Source organism: Simiduia sp. (assembly GCF_058345725.1).
Genome location: NZ_JBTUOC010000014.1, coordinates 23,266 through 41,040, shown reverse-complemented (window position 1 = coordinate 41,040; position 17,775 = coordinate 23,266). Strand labels below are relative to the sequence as shown.

Below are 17,775 nucleotides of genomic sequence, written 5' to 3'. Positions count from 1 at the left end.
TTCCGCTTAAGCGGCACCGCCGCACTTACCCTCGCCGCACTTGCCGTCTTTTTTGGCTTTGTCGCCGCCGCATTTACCTTCGCCGCACTTGCCATCTTTCTTGGCTTTGTCGCCGCCGCATTTACCTTCGCCGCACTTTCCATCTCGCTTGGCTTTGTCGCCGCCGCACTTACCTTCGCCACACTTGCCGTCTTTCTTGGCTTTGTCACCGCACTTGCCTTCACCACACTTACCTTCTGCATGGTTGTCTGCCAGGTTGTAACCCGAGCTCAGCTCCTGCGCCGAAAAAGGGTTATCAGCCGCAAACGCGGAACCAGACATTGCTGCCGATGCCAGTACTGCAGCACCAATTGCCGTTGCGAAAGGGGTTTTCATTGATTTAGACATAGGATTCTCCTTAACGAGCCCTTACTTGCTTTTATTGTGGGCAACGCCTGTGGGTGCCGCCCGTGTGTAATCAGTGACTTAGAGCCCTGCCACTCATCGACGTTACAGTATAGACACAAGTTTTTTCGGGGCATTGTTCACAGCTGCGACCAATGGAGCCCTTTTGTCGGCTAGTTGCACAGGCTAGTGCAGCCCCAGTGCCTGCTTGGCCTCCTGGATTTGCTTGGAGAGCCGCTTGGCAGACACGGGGGTAAGCGTTTTAATGGTTTGCGCAAACAGCGATATGCGAAATTCTTCCAATTGCCAACGCATATCGCTCAAGGTTGGCGTCAGCTGCGCGCGAAATTCGCCGGCCTGCGTGCAGAGTGCCTGCCACTGGTCGGCCACCGCTTGCCACTCAGCCATGGCCAGCTTATCGCGCTGCACGTTCTGGGGTGCTTTTTCCAGGCGCAATAATATGGCCTTGAGATAGCGCTGGTAGTGCCGCAGCGTGTCCGCGGGCATATGTATCAATACGCCTTTGCCGAACAGCTGGTCCAATTGCTGTTTAATATCCGACAAGGTAAAGGCAAGCATCAGGGCATTGCGCTGGCTTTTTAAAACTTTGCGCACTTCGACGAGTAGCACCAGTGCCTGGTATAGCTGCTCGGCCAAGTCGGTGGCTCGAGGTACCAGGGCGCTGCGCACCGAATCGATCAAAGCCTCGAAGGCAACTTGGCTGCGCAGATTAAAGTCGGGGTACTGCTCGCCGATGAGTTGCACCATGGCCGCCATGGACAGATCCCCGGCCACCTGTTCGCGACTCCCCAAGCTCGCCATGCTTAAGCCAATATCCTTACCGCGCAACAACTCTTTTTGCAGATAGCGAGTGGTCTCGCCCAGCTGCAAGAGCGCTAACCGCGCCACACCCGCACGGTGCAACCACCGCGCCGCCTCTGGGTTGTCCTGCATGCGCAGCGCTACTGAATCGCCCTCATCCACCAGCGCCGGGTACACGCGGATGGCAATTCCGCCTCGTTTGAATTGGGTTTGCTCGGGAATATCGCCGAGCGTCCACTGAGTGATGCCCGTTTGTTCCAGATCGGGGCCCGCCGATTCTATGCTGGCCTGCAGTCGGTCGCGGTAGCGCTCGCGCAACTGATTTAGGTTGCGACCGCTGTCGAGCCGCTTGCCCTGTTCGTCCAGCACGATGATATTCATGCGGTAGTAGTCATCAAGCTGCACAGCCTGCCACAAGGCTGGGTCGATGCGATTGCCCGATGTGCGAAAAAGCTGCTCGCCTAGTGTTTGTGCCAACGGCTCATTGGCGGGTGTCATGCGCGCCAGCGCCTTGTCCACATATTCGGGCACAGGAACAAACTGCTTGCGGGCCTGCTTGGGCAGAGCCTTTACCAGTGCCACGCACTTTTCCTTCAAAATACCAGGCACCAGCCACTCCAACCGATGCTCGGGCACTTGATGCAGAATACTCACCGGCACCAAAACACTGACACCGTCGTCAGCATGGTTGGGCTCAAAGTGGTATTGCAGCGGTAATTCCATGCCGTTGCAGGCCAAGTAATCGGGAAATTGCGCTTCCGTCACTGCACTGGCATCGTGTTGCATTAAATAGTCGCGGGTGAGATACAACAATTCAGGCGTGGTTTGTTCGGCGGTTTTACGCCACTGCTCAAAGCCCGCCAAATTGACTATGTCCTCCGGTACTCGCGCCGCAAAGAAGCGATACAGGGCTTCGTCGTCCACTAGAATATCGCGCCGACGCGACTTGGCCTCCAACTCGCCCAGGCTTTCGATCAATTTGAGATTGGCCTTAAAAAACGCTCCCTTGCCGCGGTAGTGGCCTTCGACCAGAGCGCTGCGGATAAACACCTCGCGCGCGATAGTCGGGTCGATTTTGCCGTAGGCTACGCGCTTGCGTTCAATCAGCACCAAGCCGTACAAACTGATTTTCTCAAAGGCCATCACCTGGCCGCTTTTCACATGGTAGTGGGGCTCAAAGTGCTCGCGTTTTACCAGATGAGCGGCAACGTCCAACACCCACTCGGGCTCGATCTTTGCCACCGTGTGCGCAAACAGTTTTGAGGTTTCGAGCAGTTCCGCTGCCACCAGCCATTTGGGCGATTTTTTATAAAGTCCTGAGCCCGGGAAAATCTGAAATTTACGTGAGCGCGCCCCCAGATATTCGCGGTCCTCCGCTTTGCTGCCAATGTTATTCAACAATCCCGGCAGCAGCGACTTGTGTATCGCCTCGTAAGTCGCCGGTGCGGTATTGAGCGGTAGTTTTAAATCGCGCAGGGCCAGACGTAATTGCAGGTGAATGTCGCGCCACTCCTTTACTCGCAACCAGGATAAAAATTCGCGCTTGCACAGTTTGGCGAACTGGCTGCTAGACAGCGCCTGGCGCTGCTCTTCCAGGTAGCGCCACAGGTTGACCCAAGCCACAAAGTCGGACTGTTCGTCGCGAAAGCGCCGGTGTTTTTCGTCGGCGGCCTGTTGCTTGTCGGCCGGTCGTTCGCGCGGGTCTTGGACCGACAAGCCCGACACAATAATCAGCACTTCGTCGAGCGCATTGGCCGCAGCGGCGGCAATCAGCATACGGCCGAGTGTGGGGTCTACCGGTAGTTTGGCTAACTGCCGTCCCATTGCGGTGAGGTTGCGCTGTCCGTCGATCGCCTGGAGTTCTTCCAGCAGACGCATGCCGTCGTTAATCAGGCGCGAATCGGGCGCATCCACAAAGGGAAAGGCTTCGATATCGCCCATGCGCATGGACAACATCTGCAATATGACCGCTGCCAAATTAGTGCGCAGTATTTCGGCGTCGGTAAACGCCGGCCGGCTTTGAAAATCCGCTTCGCTGTAGAGCCGAATACAGATGCCCTCACTCACGCGACCACAGCGGCCCGCGCGCTGGTTGGCACTGGCTTGTGATACCGGCTCGATGGGCAGGCGCTGGATTTTGGTGCGATAGGAATAGCGGCTGATGCGCGCCAGGCCCGGGTCTATCACATAGCGGATGCCCGGCACCGTAATGGAGGTCTCCGCCACATTGGTGGCCAACACGATGCGCCGCCCTGTGTGGGGTGCGAACACGCGCGTTTGCTCCGCCAGACTCAAGCGCGCGTAGAGTGGCAACACTTCAATGTGCGGTAAATTCGCCTTGCGCAACGCCTGCGCGGTTTCCCGAATTTCGCGCTCGCCGGCTAAAAACACCAGTATGTCGCCGCCGCGCCGGCCCGTACCCCGCTCGGCAACCAATAATTCATTGACGGCCTCGGTAATCTGCTCGGCCAAATCGCCGTCTTCGTCAGCCGCGGGCCGGTAGCGAATCTCCACCGGGAAGGTACGACCAGACACCTCAATAATAGGCGCGCCGTCAAAGTGTTCGGAAAAGCGCGCCAAGTCGATGGTGGCCGAGGTAATAATCAGCTTGAGGTCGGGCCGCTTGGGTAGCAATTGCTTGAGGTAACCCAACAGAAAATCGATGTTGAGCGAGCGCTCGTGGGCCTCGTCAATAATCAGGGTGTCGTAGCGACTGAGCAGTGGGTCTTGCTGAATTTCCGCCAGCAAAATGCCGTCGGTCATCAGTTTGATAAGTGTATTTTCACTGCTCTGGTCGTTAAAGCGCACCTGGTAGCCAACTCGGTCGCCCAGGCGGGTATTCAATTCTTCCGCGATGCGCGCCGCCACCGTGCGGGCCGCCAATCTGCGCGGCTGGGTGTGGCCGATCAATCCGCGCTGACCGCGCCCCAATTGCAAACAGATTTTCGGCAGTTGCGTGGTTTTCCCAGAGCCGGTCTCACCGGCCAGAATCACCACTTGATGCTTGGCTACCAGCGCCGCAATTTCATCGGCGCGCTGGCTCACCGGTAACTGTTCGGGCAGTACAATGTCGGGCACTAATTGGGCCCGCACCGCGCGCTTTGCCTGGGCCGCAGACACCGCTTGCTCAATGCCGGCCAGCATTTTATCCACCGGTTGCTTGCGAGCTATACGCCCGCGCAAACTGCGTAACCGCTTGCGCAGCGCCAAGGCATCCTCAACCATTAAGTGATCGAGCTGGGCATAAAGGGGCGATAAATCCGGTGCAGACATCTTTCCAGCCAACAAGTGAAAGGGGCGGATTATAGGCCCCTTAGTGATGCGGGTACAGAAACCCTCACGGACTTACTCCGTCGGCCACTCCGCCCACCGGCGGACGGGGTTGCGCCCTGGTTGGCCAGAGTGTCCTCGGGTAAAAGAGACTATCGGCTGTAGGCGCCGTCGCTATAAATTAACTCATAGCTGTGACTGTAAATTTCCAGGATATTGCCAAAGGGGTCTTCCATGTAAATCATGCGGTAGGGTTTTTCGCCAGGGTAATAGTAGCGTGGCTCGGCCATGCGCCGCTTTCCTCCCGCCGCGACTATTTTATCGGCCAGCCCCTCCACGTCCGGGTCTTGCACGCAGAAGTGAAAAATACCGGTCTTCCAGTACTCGAAATTGTTGTCGGGATTTTGCTGGTTCGGAAATTCAAACAGTTCCACGCCCACGCGATCACCGGTCGATAGGTGTGCGATTTTAAATCGCCGCCAGTCGCGCCCAAACACATCGGTGCACATCTGCCCGATGGCACTATCATCCTCCACGATTTCAGTGGGAGGCATGATCAGGTACCAGCCCATCACCTCCGTGTAGAACGCCACGGCGGCCTTAAGATCCGGCACGGAAATACCAATGTGGGAAAAATTGCGGGGATATACCTTGTTCATAACTGGGTCCTCCTGATGGGTGTAGGGCGCCAGATTACAAACCGATATTAATTATGTAAAATTATCTATCTTCATGGATATGAGAATATTTTGTAATGATAAATCTGCAATGGCTGCGCACCTTCTGCGCGTTGGCCGAGCACAAGCATTTCACCCAAACTGCCGCCCTGCTGCACATGACCCAGTCCGGCGTCAGCCAGCACATTCACAAGTTAGAGGCGCAACTGGATCAGGCACTGCTGATCAGGCAGGGCAAAACATTCACGCTAAGCGACGCCGGCAAGCAGCTATACCAAGACGGCCAGCGCATACTCCAGTCGCTCAGTGCCCTCGAACAAAGGCTCGGCGAAGATCCAGCCTTTGAGGGGAATGTGCGCATTGCCTCGCCGGGGAGCTTTACCCCCGGCTGCTCGAACTTCAGCGCCAGCACAATAAGCTAACCATCGACTACCGCTTTGCGCCCAATGCCGATATCGCCCAGTGGATAACCGAAGATCGAATCGACATTGGCCTCATTACCCAGGCGACGGTTGCGGGCGAAGTCACCACCAAGGCCCTCGCCACTGAGGCACTATTGTTAGTAACGCCAAAAAGCACAGCCACGCCCAGCTGGGCGGCACTGTGCGAGCTAGGATTTATTAACCACCCGGACGGGCACTACCACGCCAATCTGCTGCTGGCGAAAAACTATCCCCAATTCAAACACATCAGCCAGCTGCCCCAGTCCGGCTTTTCCAACCAAATTAGTTTAATTCTGGAGCCTGTGGCCAGAGGCTTGGGCTTTAGCGTACTGCCCCAATACGCGGTCGATGCTTTTGGCGACCAAGCGGCAATCACCGCGCACAGGCTCACCCACAGTGTTCACGAAACCCTGTATCTTGTGACCCATCCACTGCGGGAAATACCTCGACGGGTGGAGACGGTGTTGCAAGAAATCACCCAGTGCTTGGCGCCCGCTCCCAAGACATCTAGTTGCTAGACACCTAATTGCTTGTTACAGGACAGCTTGTCGCCAAGCGTTATACTATTTCGCGAGGTATTTAATCCCCCTATCTAACCCTTCCAGAGTCAGTGGGAACATTTTGTCGTCGATTAATTCGCGAGTCATTCCAATAGACTGTGTGTAATCCCAGTATTTTTCTGCCACGGGATTGAGCCAGATTACCTTGTCGAACGTGTCGGTTAAGCGCTGCATCCACTTGTAGCCCGGCTCTTCATTCATATGCTCAACACTGCCGTACTGGCTGGCAATTTCATAGGGTGCCATGGAGGCATCGCCCACAAAAATGACCCGGTAATCGCTGGAATACTTGTGCATCACATCAAACAGCGGCGTCGTTTCCTGGTGCCGACGCTGATTGTCCTTCCATACGCGCTCGTAAATAAAGTTGTGAAAATAGAAATATTCCAGGTGTTTAAACTCGGTTTTACAGGCGGAAAAGAGTTCTTCACAAAGCGATATGTAGGGGTCCATGGAGCCGCCCACGTCTAAAAATAACAGTACCTTTACCGCATTGTGGCGCTCGGGGACCATTTTTATATCCAGCAGACCGGCATTGCGCGCCGTGGATCGGATAGTGTCGGTTAAATCCAACTCATCGGCAGCCCCCGAGCGCGCGAATTTGCGCAGTTTACGCAAGGCCATTTTGATATTGCGCGTGCCTAGCTCTACGCTGTCGTCCAGGTTCTTAAACTCGCGCTTATCCCAGACTTTCACGGCACTTTTATTGCGCGACTCGCCACCCACGCGAATACCTTCTGGATTGTAGCCGCTGTTGCCAAAGGGCGAGGTGCCGCCGGTACCAATCCAGCGGTTACCCCCCTGATGGCGTTTTTGCTGTTCCTCTAGGCGCTTTTTAAATTCTTCAATGAGCTTTTCCAAGCCGCCCATTGATTCAATCTTGGCTTTCTCTTCTTCAGATAGCTGCTTTAGAAACTCGCTACGAATCCAGTCATCAGGTATGAGTGCCTGAAAAATATCTTCAATACTTTCCAAGCCCTTAAAGTAGGCGCCAAAGGCTCGATCAAAGCGGTCGTAATACTTTTCGTCTTTAATCAGCACCGTGCGCGATAGTAGATAAAAATCGTCAAGCGAGCCAAATGCCAGCCGGTGCTGCAAGGCCTCTAGCAACACCAACAACTCTTTGAGTGACACAGGCACATTGTGCGCGCGCAACCCACTGAAAAAGTTAAGTAGCATTAGCGGCTTTCCCGGCGACTCATAAAGGCTAGACGCTCCAGCATGTGCACATCCTGTTCATTTTTCAGGAGCGCGCCGTACAGCGGCGGGATCGCCTTGGTGGTATCGCGATTTTTCAGAATCTCATCGGGAATATCATCGGCCATCAACAATTTCAGCCAGTCTACTAGCTCGCTGGTCGAGGGCTTTTTCTTCAGGCCCGGCACCTTGCGCACATCGAAGAAAATATCCATGGCGTCTTTAACCAATGCCTGCTTGATATTTGGAAAATGGACGTCGATGATTTTCTGCATGGTTTCCCGGTCGGGAAAGGTGATGTAGTGAAAAAAGCAGCGGCGCAAAAACGCGTCGGGCAGCTCTTTTTCATTGTTACTGGTAATAATCACGATGGGGCGGTGCTTGGCTTTGATGGTTTCGCCGGTTTCGTACACAAAGAATTCCATCTTGTCGATTTCCACCAACAGGTCGTTGGGAAATTCGATATCGGCCTTATCAATTTCGTCGATCAAGAGCACCAGCTGCTCGTCGGAATCAAAGGCCTCCCAGAGCTTGCCTTTTTTGATGTAATTCTTGATATCGTGCACGCGGTCATCGCCTAGCTGCGAATCCCGCAATCGCGATACCGCGTCGTATTCGTACAAGCCCTGCTGCGCCTTGGTGGTGGACTTAATATGCCACTGGATCAACTTCAATCCCAGGCTTTGCGCCACCTGCTCGGCCAGCATGGTTTTGCCCGTGCCGGGCTCACCCTTTACCAGCAGCGGGCGCTGCAAGGTTACGGCGGCATCGACCGCCATGCGCAAGTCATCGGTGGCAACGTATTGATCAGTACCTTTAAAGGCCATGCCTTACTCCAAGCGTTAACGTCGTAAAACGCCCAGTGTAACAATGGACGGCGCCGCTGTGTACGCCGCCGCCGGACTCGCGGGTCAGGCCCTGCCGCAGCCCTTGTTAGCGGGCACCGCCACATCCATCATTTTGGGATTAGGCAACTTTAGGTTGTGCATGAGTTCCACGTAGGCCTCCACATCGGCCACCTGCAGGCGCGGGTTGTGGGCCTGCTCCTCGGCCAGGGTGCTGGTGGTCCAGCCTTTGTAATCGTGGGCCGGCCACACCTGTGTGTCGCCGGGTAGAGCAAGCAGGCGCTGCAAACTTTGGTACTGGGCGCGGGCATTGCCATTTTGAAAATCCGTGCGACCCGTGCCGCGAATGAGCAGTGTATCGCCAGTGAACAGCATTTTATGCTCGGGTATATAGAAGCAGTAGGAATCATCTGTGTGGCCCGGTGTAAATAATGTGTGCACCTTGAGCCCGCCCACAGTCAACACATCGCCCTCGCTGAACCAGTCCGACGCGCAGGCCACATCGCTCTGCTTACCCATCAGGGTCTTGGCGCCGGTGCGCTCGCGCAGACGCCCCAGAGCGGTCACATGATCTGCGTGGACATGGGTATCCACGGCGTATTTCAAGGTCAATTTGAGATCGCTCAACAACTGCAAATAGCCATCGGTCTGCTCCAGCACCGGATCTATCAGCAATGCCTCGCGACTTTGAGCATCGGCCAATAAGTAGGTATAGGTCGAGCTTTCACGCTCAAATAACTGGCGAAAAATCATGGAAATACCTCGTATGTGTATTTACGCCGTGCGCCATTGCAACCAAAGCGCACCGGCGGTAACGATTAACATCATGATCACAAACAACCGCTGTAGGCGCGGGCCCGCCAATCGAAGTGCCAGCAGCGAACCGGCAATCATGCCCAGCACACCGCCGCCCGACAACCACGCCAGCAACCCGTAATTCATCGACTCGCCCAACCACAGGTAACTGGCAAAGCCGCTGGTACTGACCACCGCAATCACCGCCAGCGACGTGGCCACCGCAGCGCCCATGCTCAGCCCCGTCAGCAACACCAGCAGCGGCACTATCACAAAGCCGCCCCCTACCCCGAACAAGCCGGAGAGCAATCCAGTGATGGCGCCACCCAACAGAATGCCCATGAGGCAACTGGGCCGCATTTCCAATCGACCGCTGGGACTGAACCGACACAGGGGTTGTTCCGCTTCGGACACTTTGGCGCCCGCGCTTGCGCGAGTAACACTGGCGGCAGCGGGTTCGCGCTGAGCCTGGCGCCACATACGTGCGGCAACCCACAATACCAGCACCACAAAACCACCCATTAACACCTGATCGGGCAACTGCACCGCCAGCAGGCGGCCAGCCGGCGCCAATAGGGCGCCGCTAATCGACAACACCAGCGCCGGCAACCACACAATGTCGCCCCGAGGCAATCGGCTGACCACCCCCCAAAGTGCGCTGACTGCCACCGCGCCCAGGGCCAAGCCCGTGGCCTCGCCGGTGGCCAAACCAAGGCCCAGCATCAGCAAAGGCACCGCAAATAGCGAGCCGCCAGCACCGGTCAAGCCCAGCACCAAGCCCACCGCAGCGCCAATAATGAGGGGCGTGAACATCAAGCCTTATTCCAGGGCATGCGCGCCAGCACCATGAGCATTGGGCAAGCATCGGTAATACCAGAAAACATCAGCCCCGCCCCTACAAAGCCGCTTAGGCCAAACCAGGCCGGATGAATAAAGAAACCGCCTAGCACACCAATGAGCACCATTAATCCAGCGGTGATGCGCATCTGGCGATCCAGCGCAATGGTTTTACGCTCGCCGTGTTTCAACAGCTTGGGATCGACGTTTTCTATCCCTCCCTCAATCACCACCAATTCGCAGTTCACCTGATCACCCAGTTTCTCGCAGGCCATTTCGGCGCGCTTTTGCGTGCGACACATCAGATACACAGGGCCCTCGCTGGCGGCTGCGTGCACGGCGTCGGCGGTAATGTCGCTCACCGGTACATTGGTACTGCCCGGCAGATACACAGTGTTAAATTCTGCGGGGGTACGCACATCCACAACGGCCAGCGACGGATCGGCGGCCCACTTTTGTGAAAACTCACTCGCGCTCATACGTTTCATTGGAACACCTCGTTACACATTGTTAATTGCAGTACAACTGCTTAAGTACTTCGATTACCCGCACTGCCTCATCGCCTTGCAATCGGTAATACACGGACTGTCGCTCTTTGCGAGTGGCCACCAGTGCGGCGTCGCGCAGGCCCGCCAAATGTTGCGACAGGGCCGACTGACTCAGGGGAACCCGCTGGTTGAGCTCGCCCACCGACAACTCGCCCTCTATCAGGGTGCACAAAATCATTAATCGGTGGGGATTGGCGAGCTGTTTCAGCAGTGCCGCGGCGGCACCTGCGTGCTCTGCCAAGGCGGCCAGATCGTTCTCAGTCTCGATCATCGCCAACCTCGGCTGGGGTTTCCGCCACACTCAACTCTGCCCTAACTCGCGCTTCGGTGGCCGCTTTCATGCCCATGGCGCGCCCTTCCGCTAAAGCAGTTTCCAGCGCGACACCCTGCGACGCACGCAAAAGTGCCCAGCTCATACCTACCCGATTGCCAGAGCGGCAATGCACCAAGGTTTTGCCGTTTTGCAGCAAATCACCCAGCTTGACCAACTGTTCGACACTGGGTAGCTCACTACCAGTGGGCAGCCCATGCCACGCCAATCCCAGCGATCTGGCGGCCTCCTCCTCGCTGGCCGTGCCCTCTTCGGGCTGGCGCAAATCAATGATCTGGGTATAGCCCTGCGCCTTGAGTTGAGTCAGCGCCGCCGGAGCCACTAAACCACCGGTGGCCAGCTGGTCGCTGTATTGGTAAAAGTTCGTCACGCCCGCCACCGGCTCTGCCCAACTAGAAGCAGCCCAGAGCAGACTCAATACCAGCACCCTTATCGGCTGCCCCATTGCGCTAACCCACCGAATTTTGCGTGTCATCTCGCCTCCGCCAATATCAATCATTTACCCATTAAATTAGATTTAATTAATTTAGTCAAATCTAATATTTATAGCTACACCAACCCGGGACCGCGAGCGGCCCGGATCAAACACGAGTAAAACTGGCGCTAGGCCTTTGGAGGGGTATCGTCGGGCGCGTCGGCCAAGTCGTCATCCAGGTCTTTACCCGGCGCCAGATCATCCAGTGAGAACTCCGGTGGGATTTCCGCTTCTGCCAGATCGTCGACCGCCGACTCACTTTCCAGATCCACGGCCGCCGGCTCTTCATCACCGCCTAGGTCCTCTAGCGGCGGTGGATCGGTGAACTCAGCTGCCAGCTCTTCTTCCAAGGCCTGCTCGTCCACCTCATCCAGATCCTCTTCCACCGATTTTTTGCCACCCATCACTGTGCGGTAAGCGAAATAGGCCAGACCTAAGATCATCAGATTACCCAGCGCCAAGGCACCGTACAGCAGCCATTTTTTCATGTTGCCACTGGACTCGGCCGCTGGGGCAGCCGCTACAACAGCTGGGGTGTCGGCGGGCTCGGGGGCCGCACTTGGTTCAGCTGTCGGCGTAACAGTGGGCTCGGGCTGGCCGCCGCCAAAGGGGTCGGCCCCCTCCGGATGCTGAAAGCTGAGGGACTCCGGGTGGTGGTCAAAATTCACGCCATCGGTGTCGACGGCGCTGATGCGCAAGTCCACATCGTACTCCCCCTCGGCCTCTGGCGAGATTGTCAGCTCCCAACTGTCGGCGGGCGTTAATACCAGCGGCTGAATGCTGGCCCGGCCGCCGGGTTCGCGTACTTTGGCCACCACTACCGTGCGCTCGCGGTCTAGCGCCTGGCCATTGGCACTCACACGAATGCGCTGATCGCCGTTGGCTTGCCGCTCGCGCACAATTGAAAACGGCGCGCGCACGGCAAAGTGGTGGGTAAATTCTCGACTAAAGCTTTTACCATCTACCTGCAAGCGCAAAAGGTAGCGACCGGCTTCATTAAATTTATCCAACTCCCTGCGGTAGACCCCGTCGCCCGGCGGCAAAGCGTCGGAAAGTTTCTCTGCCCAAATCACGTCGCCGTCTTTAAACAACTCAGCCTCGATGTTCAACAGCCGCAGAAAGCGCGCATCGGCCAGGGTTTTACCCGTGTCCTGCAACAAGAACTGCAGCGCCACCTGCTCGCTTTCAAACAGGTTGTTGGCCATGGGCTTCACCAACAGTTTTAAGTTGGTCACAATGGTAATTTTGCTGTCTGGGTCCAGGTCTGCGCGCACCAGCCACTCGCCCTCGATAGGCTGCTTAATCGTTACCAAGTCGTGGTCGCTGGCCCTAAACCACGAAATATAGGGGTCTTGGGTATCCGCCTGATAAAACTTTTGATCCGGCGACAACAATTGCGTTTGCTGCTCGGGCACGGCTCGGAATATCAGCGCAGTAAACTCTTCAATACTGGAGTCCACTAAAAATTTATTCTCCGCCAGTGCCACCTCATCGGCCGGCGCCGACTGCGCCAAGGCCCGCATAAAAATTTTGGTGAGTTCGCTGGCGTTATTAGCCACCGCGGCGATGCCATCGGTGCCGAGAGACAGTGCGTTCATTAATTCGCGATCGGCGTTGTCAGACAGCGCCACCGTGTGTACTCGGATGTCGGCACCCTGCAAGGACGGCAATACCCTATCCACAATACGGCGCCACTCTTTAGCATTCTCGCTCGGGTCGCGCGACACATCTACCATACCGTCGGTGAGCAGAATCACATTGGTGGTGTAACCGGGTTCTGGCGGCCCACCGTCCTTTGTGGCCCGCTCCAGCGCACCGCCAATATTGGTAAACAGTCCCACCGAGTTGACGTCGTTAACCTTGGCCGAAGCCGCCTCTCGCCATTGCTGATCCACCTCTCGGTGCGGTACCAGCATGTTGACGTATTGGCCAAAGGTCCATACGCCGGCTTTGCTGCCGGTCGGAATCATCTTAATCAACAGGTCGAGGGCGGGGCGCCGGAGGTTTTCCGGGTCGTTTTGCTTCATGCTGCCAGAGATGTCGATAATGACGCGCACATCGGCCTTTTGATTGTCCACTTGCGCCCATGCCCAAGGCGACAACACTAACGCCCCAAGTACAGCAAATACCGGCAGTAACTTCATAGTGAGCGCTCGATTAAACAATCAAATCCATCACGCGGCGGCCTTTTTCGGTGACGTACCAACGCACCCCCTTAGACCCGCTCACCTTGCCCGCCAAATTGCGTGCCACCAGTACATTCAGGGTTTTGGCCATGGTAGTTTCATCGGCGCTGGCCTCGTGGCACAGGCCCGCCATTGAGCGGAAGATGTAGCGCCCACGCCCTAGGGTTTTTAAGACTTTGGCGGAAGTAACATCCAGTTCGATTTCAGATTCCAGCGGCCCCTGATTGCCATCGGCTTCCGGGTCCTGCTCAGTTTCCGTGGCGATTAGCGGCATCAGCTCTTCTTGCATCATCCGCAAATCGTGGTGCACGTTATCGGAAATAGCGCGGGCCTGGGCTGCTTCGCGCAGAATCCGTTCGCCCATATTGACGATCACCAGACGCGAGGCCACGGCGGCAATCAGACAGTAGCCGGTGTAGATCAACAGCCGCGACGGGTCGCCTTGAATCTGCAATATTAAATCGCTGTTGACCAGATTCAGGATAACCGGCACCAAAAACGCAGCACCCACGCCCATGACAATGCAGCGCGGCAAGCTGGCCGGATCATCATCGCTTTGATTCATCTGGTAGTAATTAATCAGTCCGCCGAATACCCCTGCGAACAACATGACAAATGCCAAAATAAAAATGTGGTTGGCCATGACGCTCTCCCTGAAAAGTAATGCCAGCCGCTTGCCCTGCCGAACAGTCGACCCCAAAGGCAGCAGTTAGTCACTTTAGTTATAGCAGCTATCGCCTTATGCGCAATTTTGAGAAGATGCAGCAAAGGCCTCCCAGGTCGGGCCGGCCGCCCCACCCCTCTACCTTATAAGGAGCAGATGTCATGAGTAATCACCCCGTCGATAACGTCACCTACGCGAATAAAGGCACAGTATCGGGCGGCGCGATTACCGACATTATTGCCTGCCAGCGGGCCGGGGCGTTGCGGGGCGCCCAGCTGCTAGCTAAGGCCCTGCGGGCCGAAGGCGTCGAGCTGCTGTTTGGCTACCCGGGTGGTGCCAACTTGGAAATTTTTGATGTTCTGGACGAGTTTGGCATCCGCTGTATTCGCACCGAGCACGAACAGGGCGCCGTGCACGCCGCCCAAGGCTACGCCCGTGCCACAGGCCGCGTGGGCGTGTGCCTGGCCACCTCTGGCCCCGGCGCCACCAATCTGGTGACCGGCATTGCCGATGCCATGAGCGATTCCATCGGCATTGTCTGCATCACCGGCAATGTACCCTCGCACCTGTTGGGTAAAAATGCCTTTCAGGAAGTGGATATTGTCGGGGTCACCAAACCCATCACTAAAAAGAACTACTTGGTTGGTAAAGTCACCGACATCCCCGAAGTGGTACGCGAAAGTTTTGCACTCGCCGGTGGCCGCCGTCCTGGTCCGGTGCTGATCGACATTCCCAAAGATATCCAACAGCACTATCCGCGCGACCCCGAGGGCAACTATACGCCGCCGCGGGTGCCTGCGGTCATCGAGCCACCGGAACCCGCCGCCACCGGTATGACCGACAATCAATTGGAACAGGCTGTACGCCTGATTCGCGAAGCCGAGCGCCCCGTCATTTACGCAGGCGGGGGTATCGTGGCCGCCGGCGCCCACGATGAACTCCTGCAGCTGGCAAGTCGCGCACAAATTCCGGTCACCACCACCTTAATGGGGCACGGCTGTTTCCCGCCTGGCCACCCACTGGCACTGCACACTTTGGGCATGCACGGCGCCAAATACGCCAACGTGGCCATCAACGAAGCCGACCTGGTCATCGCCGCCGGCGTGCGCTTTGACGACCGCGTTACCGGCAAGGTGAGCGAGTTCATTAAGCAGGGTCGCATCATTCACATCGACATCGACCGCGATGAACTCAACAAAAACAAAGACGTTACCCTGCCGGTATGCGCCGACATCAAACTGGCACTGGAGCAATTACTCGCGCACTGCCCGTCAGTCACTAACCGACCCTGGGTGACACAAGTACAACAGTGGAAAAAAGCCTGGCCCTATCCCATGCCAGAATCCGATGCCATCAGCCCCCAACACGCCATTCACTTGCTTTCTGAAATGACCAAGGGCGAGGCCATTGTGAGTTTGGGTGTGGGCCAACACCAGATGTGGGCCATGCAGCACTATCAAAGCACCCGCACACGTTCGTTTTTAAGTAGCTCTGGCTTCGGCACCATGGGCTACGGCCTGCCCGCCGCCATCGGTGCTAAAGCCGCCTACCCAGCGCGCACCGTCATCGACATCGACGGCGACGGCTCGCTAAACATGACCGTGCACGAACTGGCCACTTGCCACCGTTTTAAACTGGGCGTCAAAGTGGTGGTCATCAACAACCAATGGCTGGGCATGGTGCGCCAGTGGCAAGACATGATTTACAACAAAAATCGCGCAGGCTCTTCATTGGCAGACCCAATAACACGCGTGAAAGCTGAAAACGATATGGATATCTACCCGAACTTTTTAGCCATTGCCGATGGCTACCGCATTACCGCCGAGCGGGTGGTGCGCAAAGAAGACCTGCCCGCCGCCTTCGAGCGCATGCTAGCCGATCCCGACCAACCCTATCTGCTGGATGTGATTGTTGCCCGCGAGGAAAATGTCTACCCAATGATCCCGGCCGGTGGCACCTACAAAGATATTTTAATGTCGGATGCGGATTTGAAATCCGTTAAGCGCGAGCAACAGGGGAGCAACATTTAAGGGTCTCACGCTGTTGTCCAAGGGCTTGGGAGTAGGTGTGCCGTGACGTGCAGCCGAACTGTCCAAGCCCTTTGTTACGCCACTCGCAACACTAAAATCAGCCAGCGCTTTGTTTAGAATTAATGCATGACCCGCTGGCTCGCTAAGGGTCTCGACCACTTGCAGACCACCTCTTTCTCCTGCATAAATCTCAACTTACCGCAAATTTAACAGTAAGTGATATCTTGGAACTTCTGCCCTACAATGCGCTCAAATTTCTCACTCTGCCCGCGGGTACGGCGCCAGCCTACCGACTAGATTAACTGTGAAATCGTAAACGCCATGAAGTTATTATTAACTGTGCTAGTCACACTGTTTACTCTGCAAGGTTGCGCATCCAGCTGGGAGGACAGCCCAGAGGTTGGCGATCTATTCAAAAGCGCTGGTATAACAGGGACCTTCGTACTCTATGATGTCGAATCCGGAGAGTTTTCGGGTTACAACCAGGCTCGCGCTTCGGTGCGCTACGTGCCCGCCTCTACATTTAAGATTCCGAATAGTTTGATTGGCCTGTCCGTCGGAGCCGTAAAGAGTGTTGACGAAGTGCTGCCCTACGGCGGCAAACCACAACCCTTCGCAAGCTGGGAAAAAGACATGGCACTGCGCGAAGCCATCGCGCTGTCAAACGCGACGATTTATCAGGCGCTAGCCCGCCGTATCGGCCACGAAAAAATGCACGAATTTGTTGCCAAGCTTGACTATGGCAACAAGGATATCGGTACATCCGTCGACACCTTTTGGCTGCAGGGCCCTTTGCAAATTAGCGCAATCGAACAAACACAATTTCTGGCCAGATTAGCCCAAAGCAAGCTGCCAGTAGCCGAAGACATTCAACAGACTGTACGAGACATTGTACTACTCGAACAGGGTGACAACTGGCAACTGCATGGAAAAACTGGCTGGGAGAATGCGCCAGATCCAGGCGTCGGATGGTGGGTTGGCTGGGTACAAAAGGATGGCCAAACGTATACTTTTGCAATGAACATAGACATCTTGAAGGCGTCCGACGCAGGCATTCGCGTACAACTCGGCAAGGAAAGTCTAATGGCACTCGGTGTACTCTAGTCGATATCACATCCAGCAACCGCATTAATCCAGACGCTTTATTCCCCACTGCATTGACTTCCAAGCCATCGACCAAATCCGGCATTAATTATCATGAAGGGTTTTCTTTTATAACACTATTCACATGCATCAAATTAAGTGCTTGCTGCGATGTCGCGATACACAATGAGAAAATTGAGGTGACAACAGGCAGCGATAGATCCAGGAATATCATTATTCAATTAAACGCCCCAGTTAAAATCATTGGCGCATTACTGGAAATGCTTTAGATTTTTGGCTTAACCCGAAAAAATGAATGTTAACGCACTTGCCGCAGAGTTAAATCATGAAATACACACTGAGCCCCTAGGAATTACAACCTATATTTTAGGCCGTAAAGCTGATGGTCATTAAATTGTCGCCCGAGCCAAGCGGGGTAATTAGATACACCGAGTTAACGCTATTCAACTTTAGGGCGCTCTACAATTTTCAGCAAGCCGTCAACACCGGGGTTATCTGCTCTAGCCCTGTCAGATTGTCTCGCCACGGTTGCGCCATACATGCTGTCTAATGCAAGCCGAACAACGGGGGAGATTTCGCCTCGGGGGAATGTCACTTTGTAAGCCGT

Annotated in this window: 16 protein-coding genes; 4 read left to right on the top strand and 12 right to left on the bottom strand. The window is 55.7% G+C overall.

The genetic code is table 11. The features are described 5' to 3' along the window. Nucleotides 1-6: 6 nt before the first annotated feature. The 3 genes from ACW8F6_RS03645 to ACW8F6_RS03635 all read right to left on the bottom strand — a co-directional run bounded on the left by ACW8F6_RS03645 (nt 7) and on the right by ACW8F6_RS03635 (nt 5,135). A complete protein-coding gene (locus ACW8F6_RS03645; protein ID WP_491574482.1) occupies nt 7-387 on the bottom strand; it encodes an HvfA family oxazolone/thioamide-modified RiPP metallophore in 381 nt (126 codons plus the stop codon). Between the two features lie 183 nt (nt 388-570). Further along, nucleotides 571-4,479, bottom strand: a complete 3,909-nt coding sequence (hrpA, locus tag ACW8F6_RS03640) for an ATP-dependent RNA helicase HrpA (protein ID WP_491574481.1) — start codon at nt 4,477-4,479, stop codon at nt 571-573. 149 nt (nt 4,480-4,628) lie between these two features. After that, on the bottom strand, nt 4,629-5,135 hold the full coding sequence (locus ACW8F6_RS03635; RefSeq protein WP_491574480.1) for a lactoylglutathione lyase family protein: 507 nt from the start codon (nt 5,133-5,135) through the stop codon (nt 4,629-4,631). Nucleotides 5,136-5,230: 95 nt separating this feature from the next. On the opposite strand from ACW8F6_RS03635, the gene ACW8F6_RS03630 reads away from it, so the two are divergent. Both ACW8F6_RS03630 and ACW8F6_RS03625 read left to right on the top strand, forming a co-directional pair. Continuing rightward, nucleotides 5,231-5,575: a LysR family transcriptional regulator gene (locus ACW8F6_RS03630; protein WP_491574479.1), complete on the top strand. Its 345-nt coding sequence runs from the start codon at nt 5,231-5,233 to the stop codon at nt 5,573-5,575. Next, nucleotides 5,542-6,114 carry a substrate-binding domain-containing protein gene (locus ACW8F6_RS03625; RefSeq protein WP_491574544.1) on the top strand — a complete coding sequence of 191 codons (573 nt, stop codon included), beginning with the start codon at nt 5,542-5,544 and terminating at the stop codon, nt 6,112-6,114. Before ACW8F6_RS03630 ends, ACW8F6_RS03625 begins: the two co-directional genes overlap by 34 nt. A 45-nt stretch (nt 6,115-6,159) precedes the next feature. Here ACW8F6_RS03625 and ACW8F6_RS03620 read toward each other — a convergent pair whose 3' ends face one another. From ACW8F6_RS03620 to ACW8F6_RS03580, 9 genes are all read right to left on the bottom strand, one after another. Continuing rightward, nucleotides 6,160-7,335 (bottom strand): vWA domain-containing protein, encoded by a 1,176-nt coding sequence (locus ACW8F6_RS03620; protein WP_491574478.1) that lies wholly within the window; start codon nt 7,333-7,335, stop codon nt 6,160-6,162. Beyond that, nucleotides 7,335-8,180: an AAA family ATPase gene (locus ACW8F6_RS03615; RefSeq protein ID WP_491574477.1), complete on the bottom strand. Its 846-nt coding sequence runs from the start codon at nt 8,178-8,180 to the stop codon at nt 7,335-7,337. Before ACW8F6_RS03615 ends, ACW8F6_RS03620 begins: the two co-directional genes overlap by 1 nt. 84 nt (nt 8,181-8,264) lie before the next feature. Then, nucleotides 8,265-8,951, bottom strand: a complete 687-nt coding sequence (locus tag ACW8F6_RS03610) for an MBL fold metallo-hydrolase (RefSeq protein WP_491574476.1) — start codon at nt 8,949-8,951, stop codon at nt 8,265-8,267. A gap of 21 nt (nt 8,952-8,972) precedes the next feature. Beyond that, nucleotides 8,973-9,806, bottom strand: a complete 834-nt coding sequence (locus ACW8F6_RS03605; protein WP_491574543.1) for a sulfite exporter TauE/SafE family protein — start codon at nt 9,804-9,806, stop codon at nt 8,973-8,975. Next, entirely contained in the window at nt 9,806-10,318 is a 513-nt protein-coding gene (locus ACW8F6_RS03600) for a rhodanese-like domain-containing protein (protein ID WP_491574475.1), read from the bottom strand. Before ACW8F6_RS03600 ends, ACW8F6_RS03605 begins: the two co-directional genes overlap by 1 nt. A gap of 22 nt (nt 10,319-10,340) precedes the next feature. Beyond that, nucleotides 10,341-10,649 carry an ArsR/SmtB family transcription factor gene (locus ACW8F6_RS03595; RefSeq protein ID WP_491574474.1) on the bottom strand — a complete coding sequence of 103 codons (309 nt, stop codon included), beginning with the start codon at nt 10,647-10,649 and terminating at the stop codon, nt 10,341-10,343. After that, nucleotides 10,636-11,184: a protein tyrosine phosphatase family protein gene (locus tag ACW8F6_RS03590; protein ID WP_491574473.1), complete on the bottom strand. Its 549-nt coding sequence runs from the start codon at nt 11,182-11,184 to the stop codon at nt 10,636-10,638. The genes ACW8F6_RS03595 and ACW8F6_RS03590 overlap by 14 nt, the downstream gene beginning before the upstream one ends. Nucleotides 11,185-11,312: 128 nt before the next feature. Then, nucleotides 11,313-13,328, bottom strand: coding sequence for a VWA domain-containing protein (locus ACW8F6_RS03585; protein ID WP_491574472.1), 2,016 nt, complete (start codon nt 13,326-13,328; stop codon nt 11,313-11,315). Between the two features lie 13 nt (nt 13,329-13,341). Beyond that, nucleotides 13,342-14,013 (bottom strand): YEATS-associated helix-containing protein, encoded by a 672-nt coding sequence (locus ACW8F6_RS03580; protein WP_491574471.1) that lies wholly within the window; start codon nt 14,011-14,013, stop codon nt 13,342-13,344. Between the two features lie 182 nt (nt 14,014-14,195). Here ACW8F6_RS03580 and ilvB point away from each other — a divergent pair, with 182 nt between their 5' ends. Then, entirely contained in the window at nt 14,196-16,064 is a 1,869-nt protein-coding gene (gene ilvB, locus ACW8F6_RS03575) for a biosynthetic-type acetolactate synthase large subunit (protein ID WP_491574470.1), read from the top strand. A gap of 321 nt (nt 16,065-16,385) precedes the next feature. Then, complete coding sequence (gene blaOXA, locus ACW8F6_RS03570) at nt 16,386-17,168, top strand: class D beta-lactamase (protein ID WP_491574469.1); 783 nt, start codon at nt 16,386-16,388, stop codon at nt 17,166-17,168. Nucleotides 17,169-17,775 lie beyond the last annotated feature (607 nt).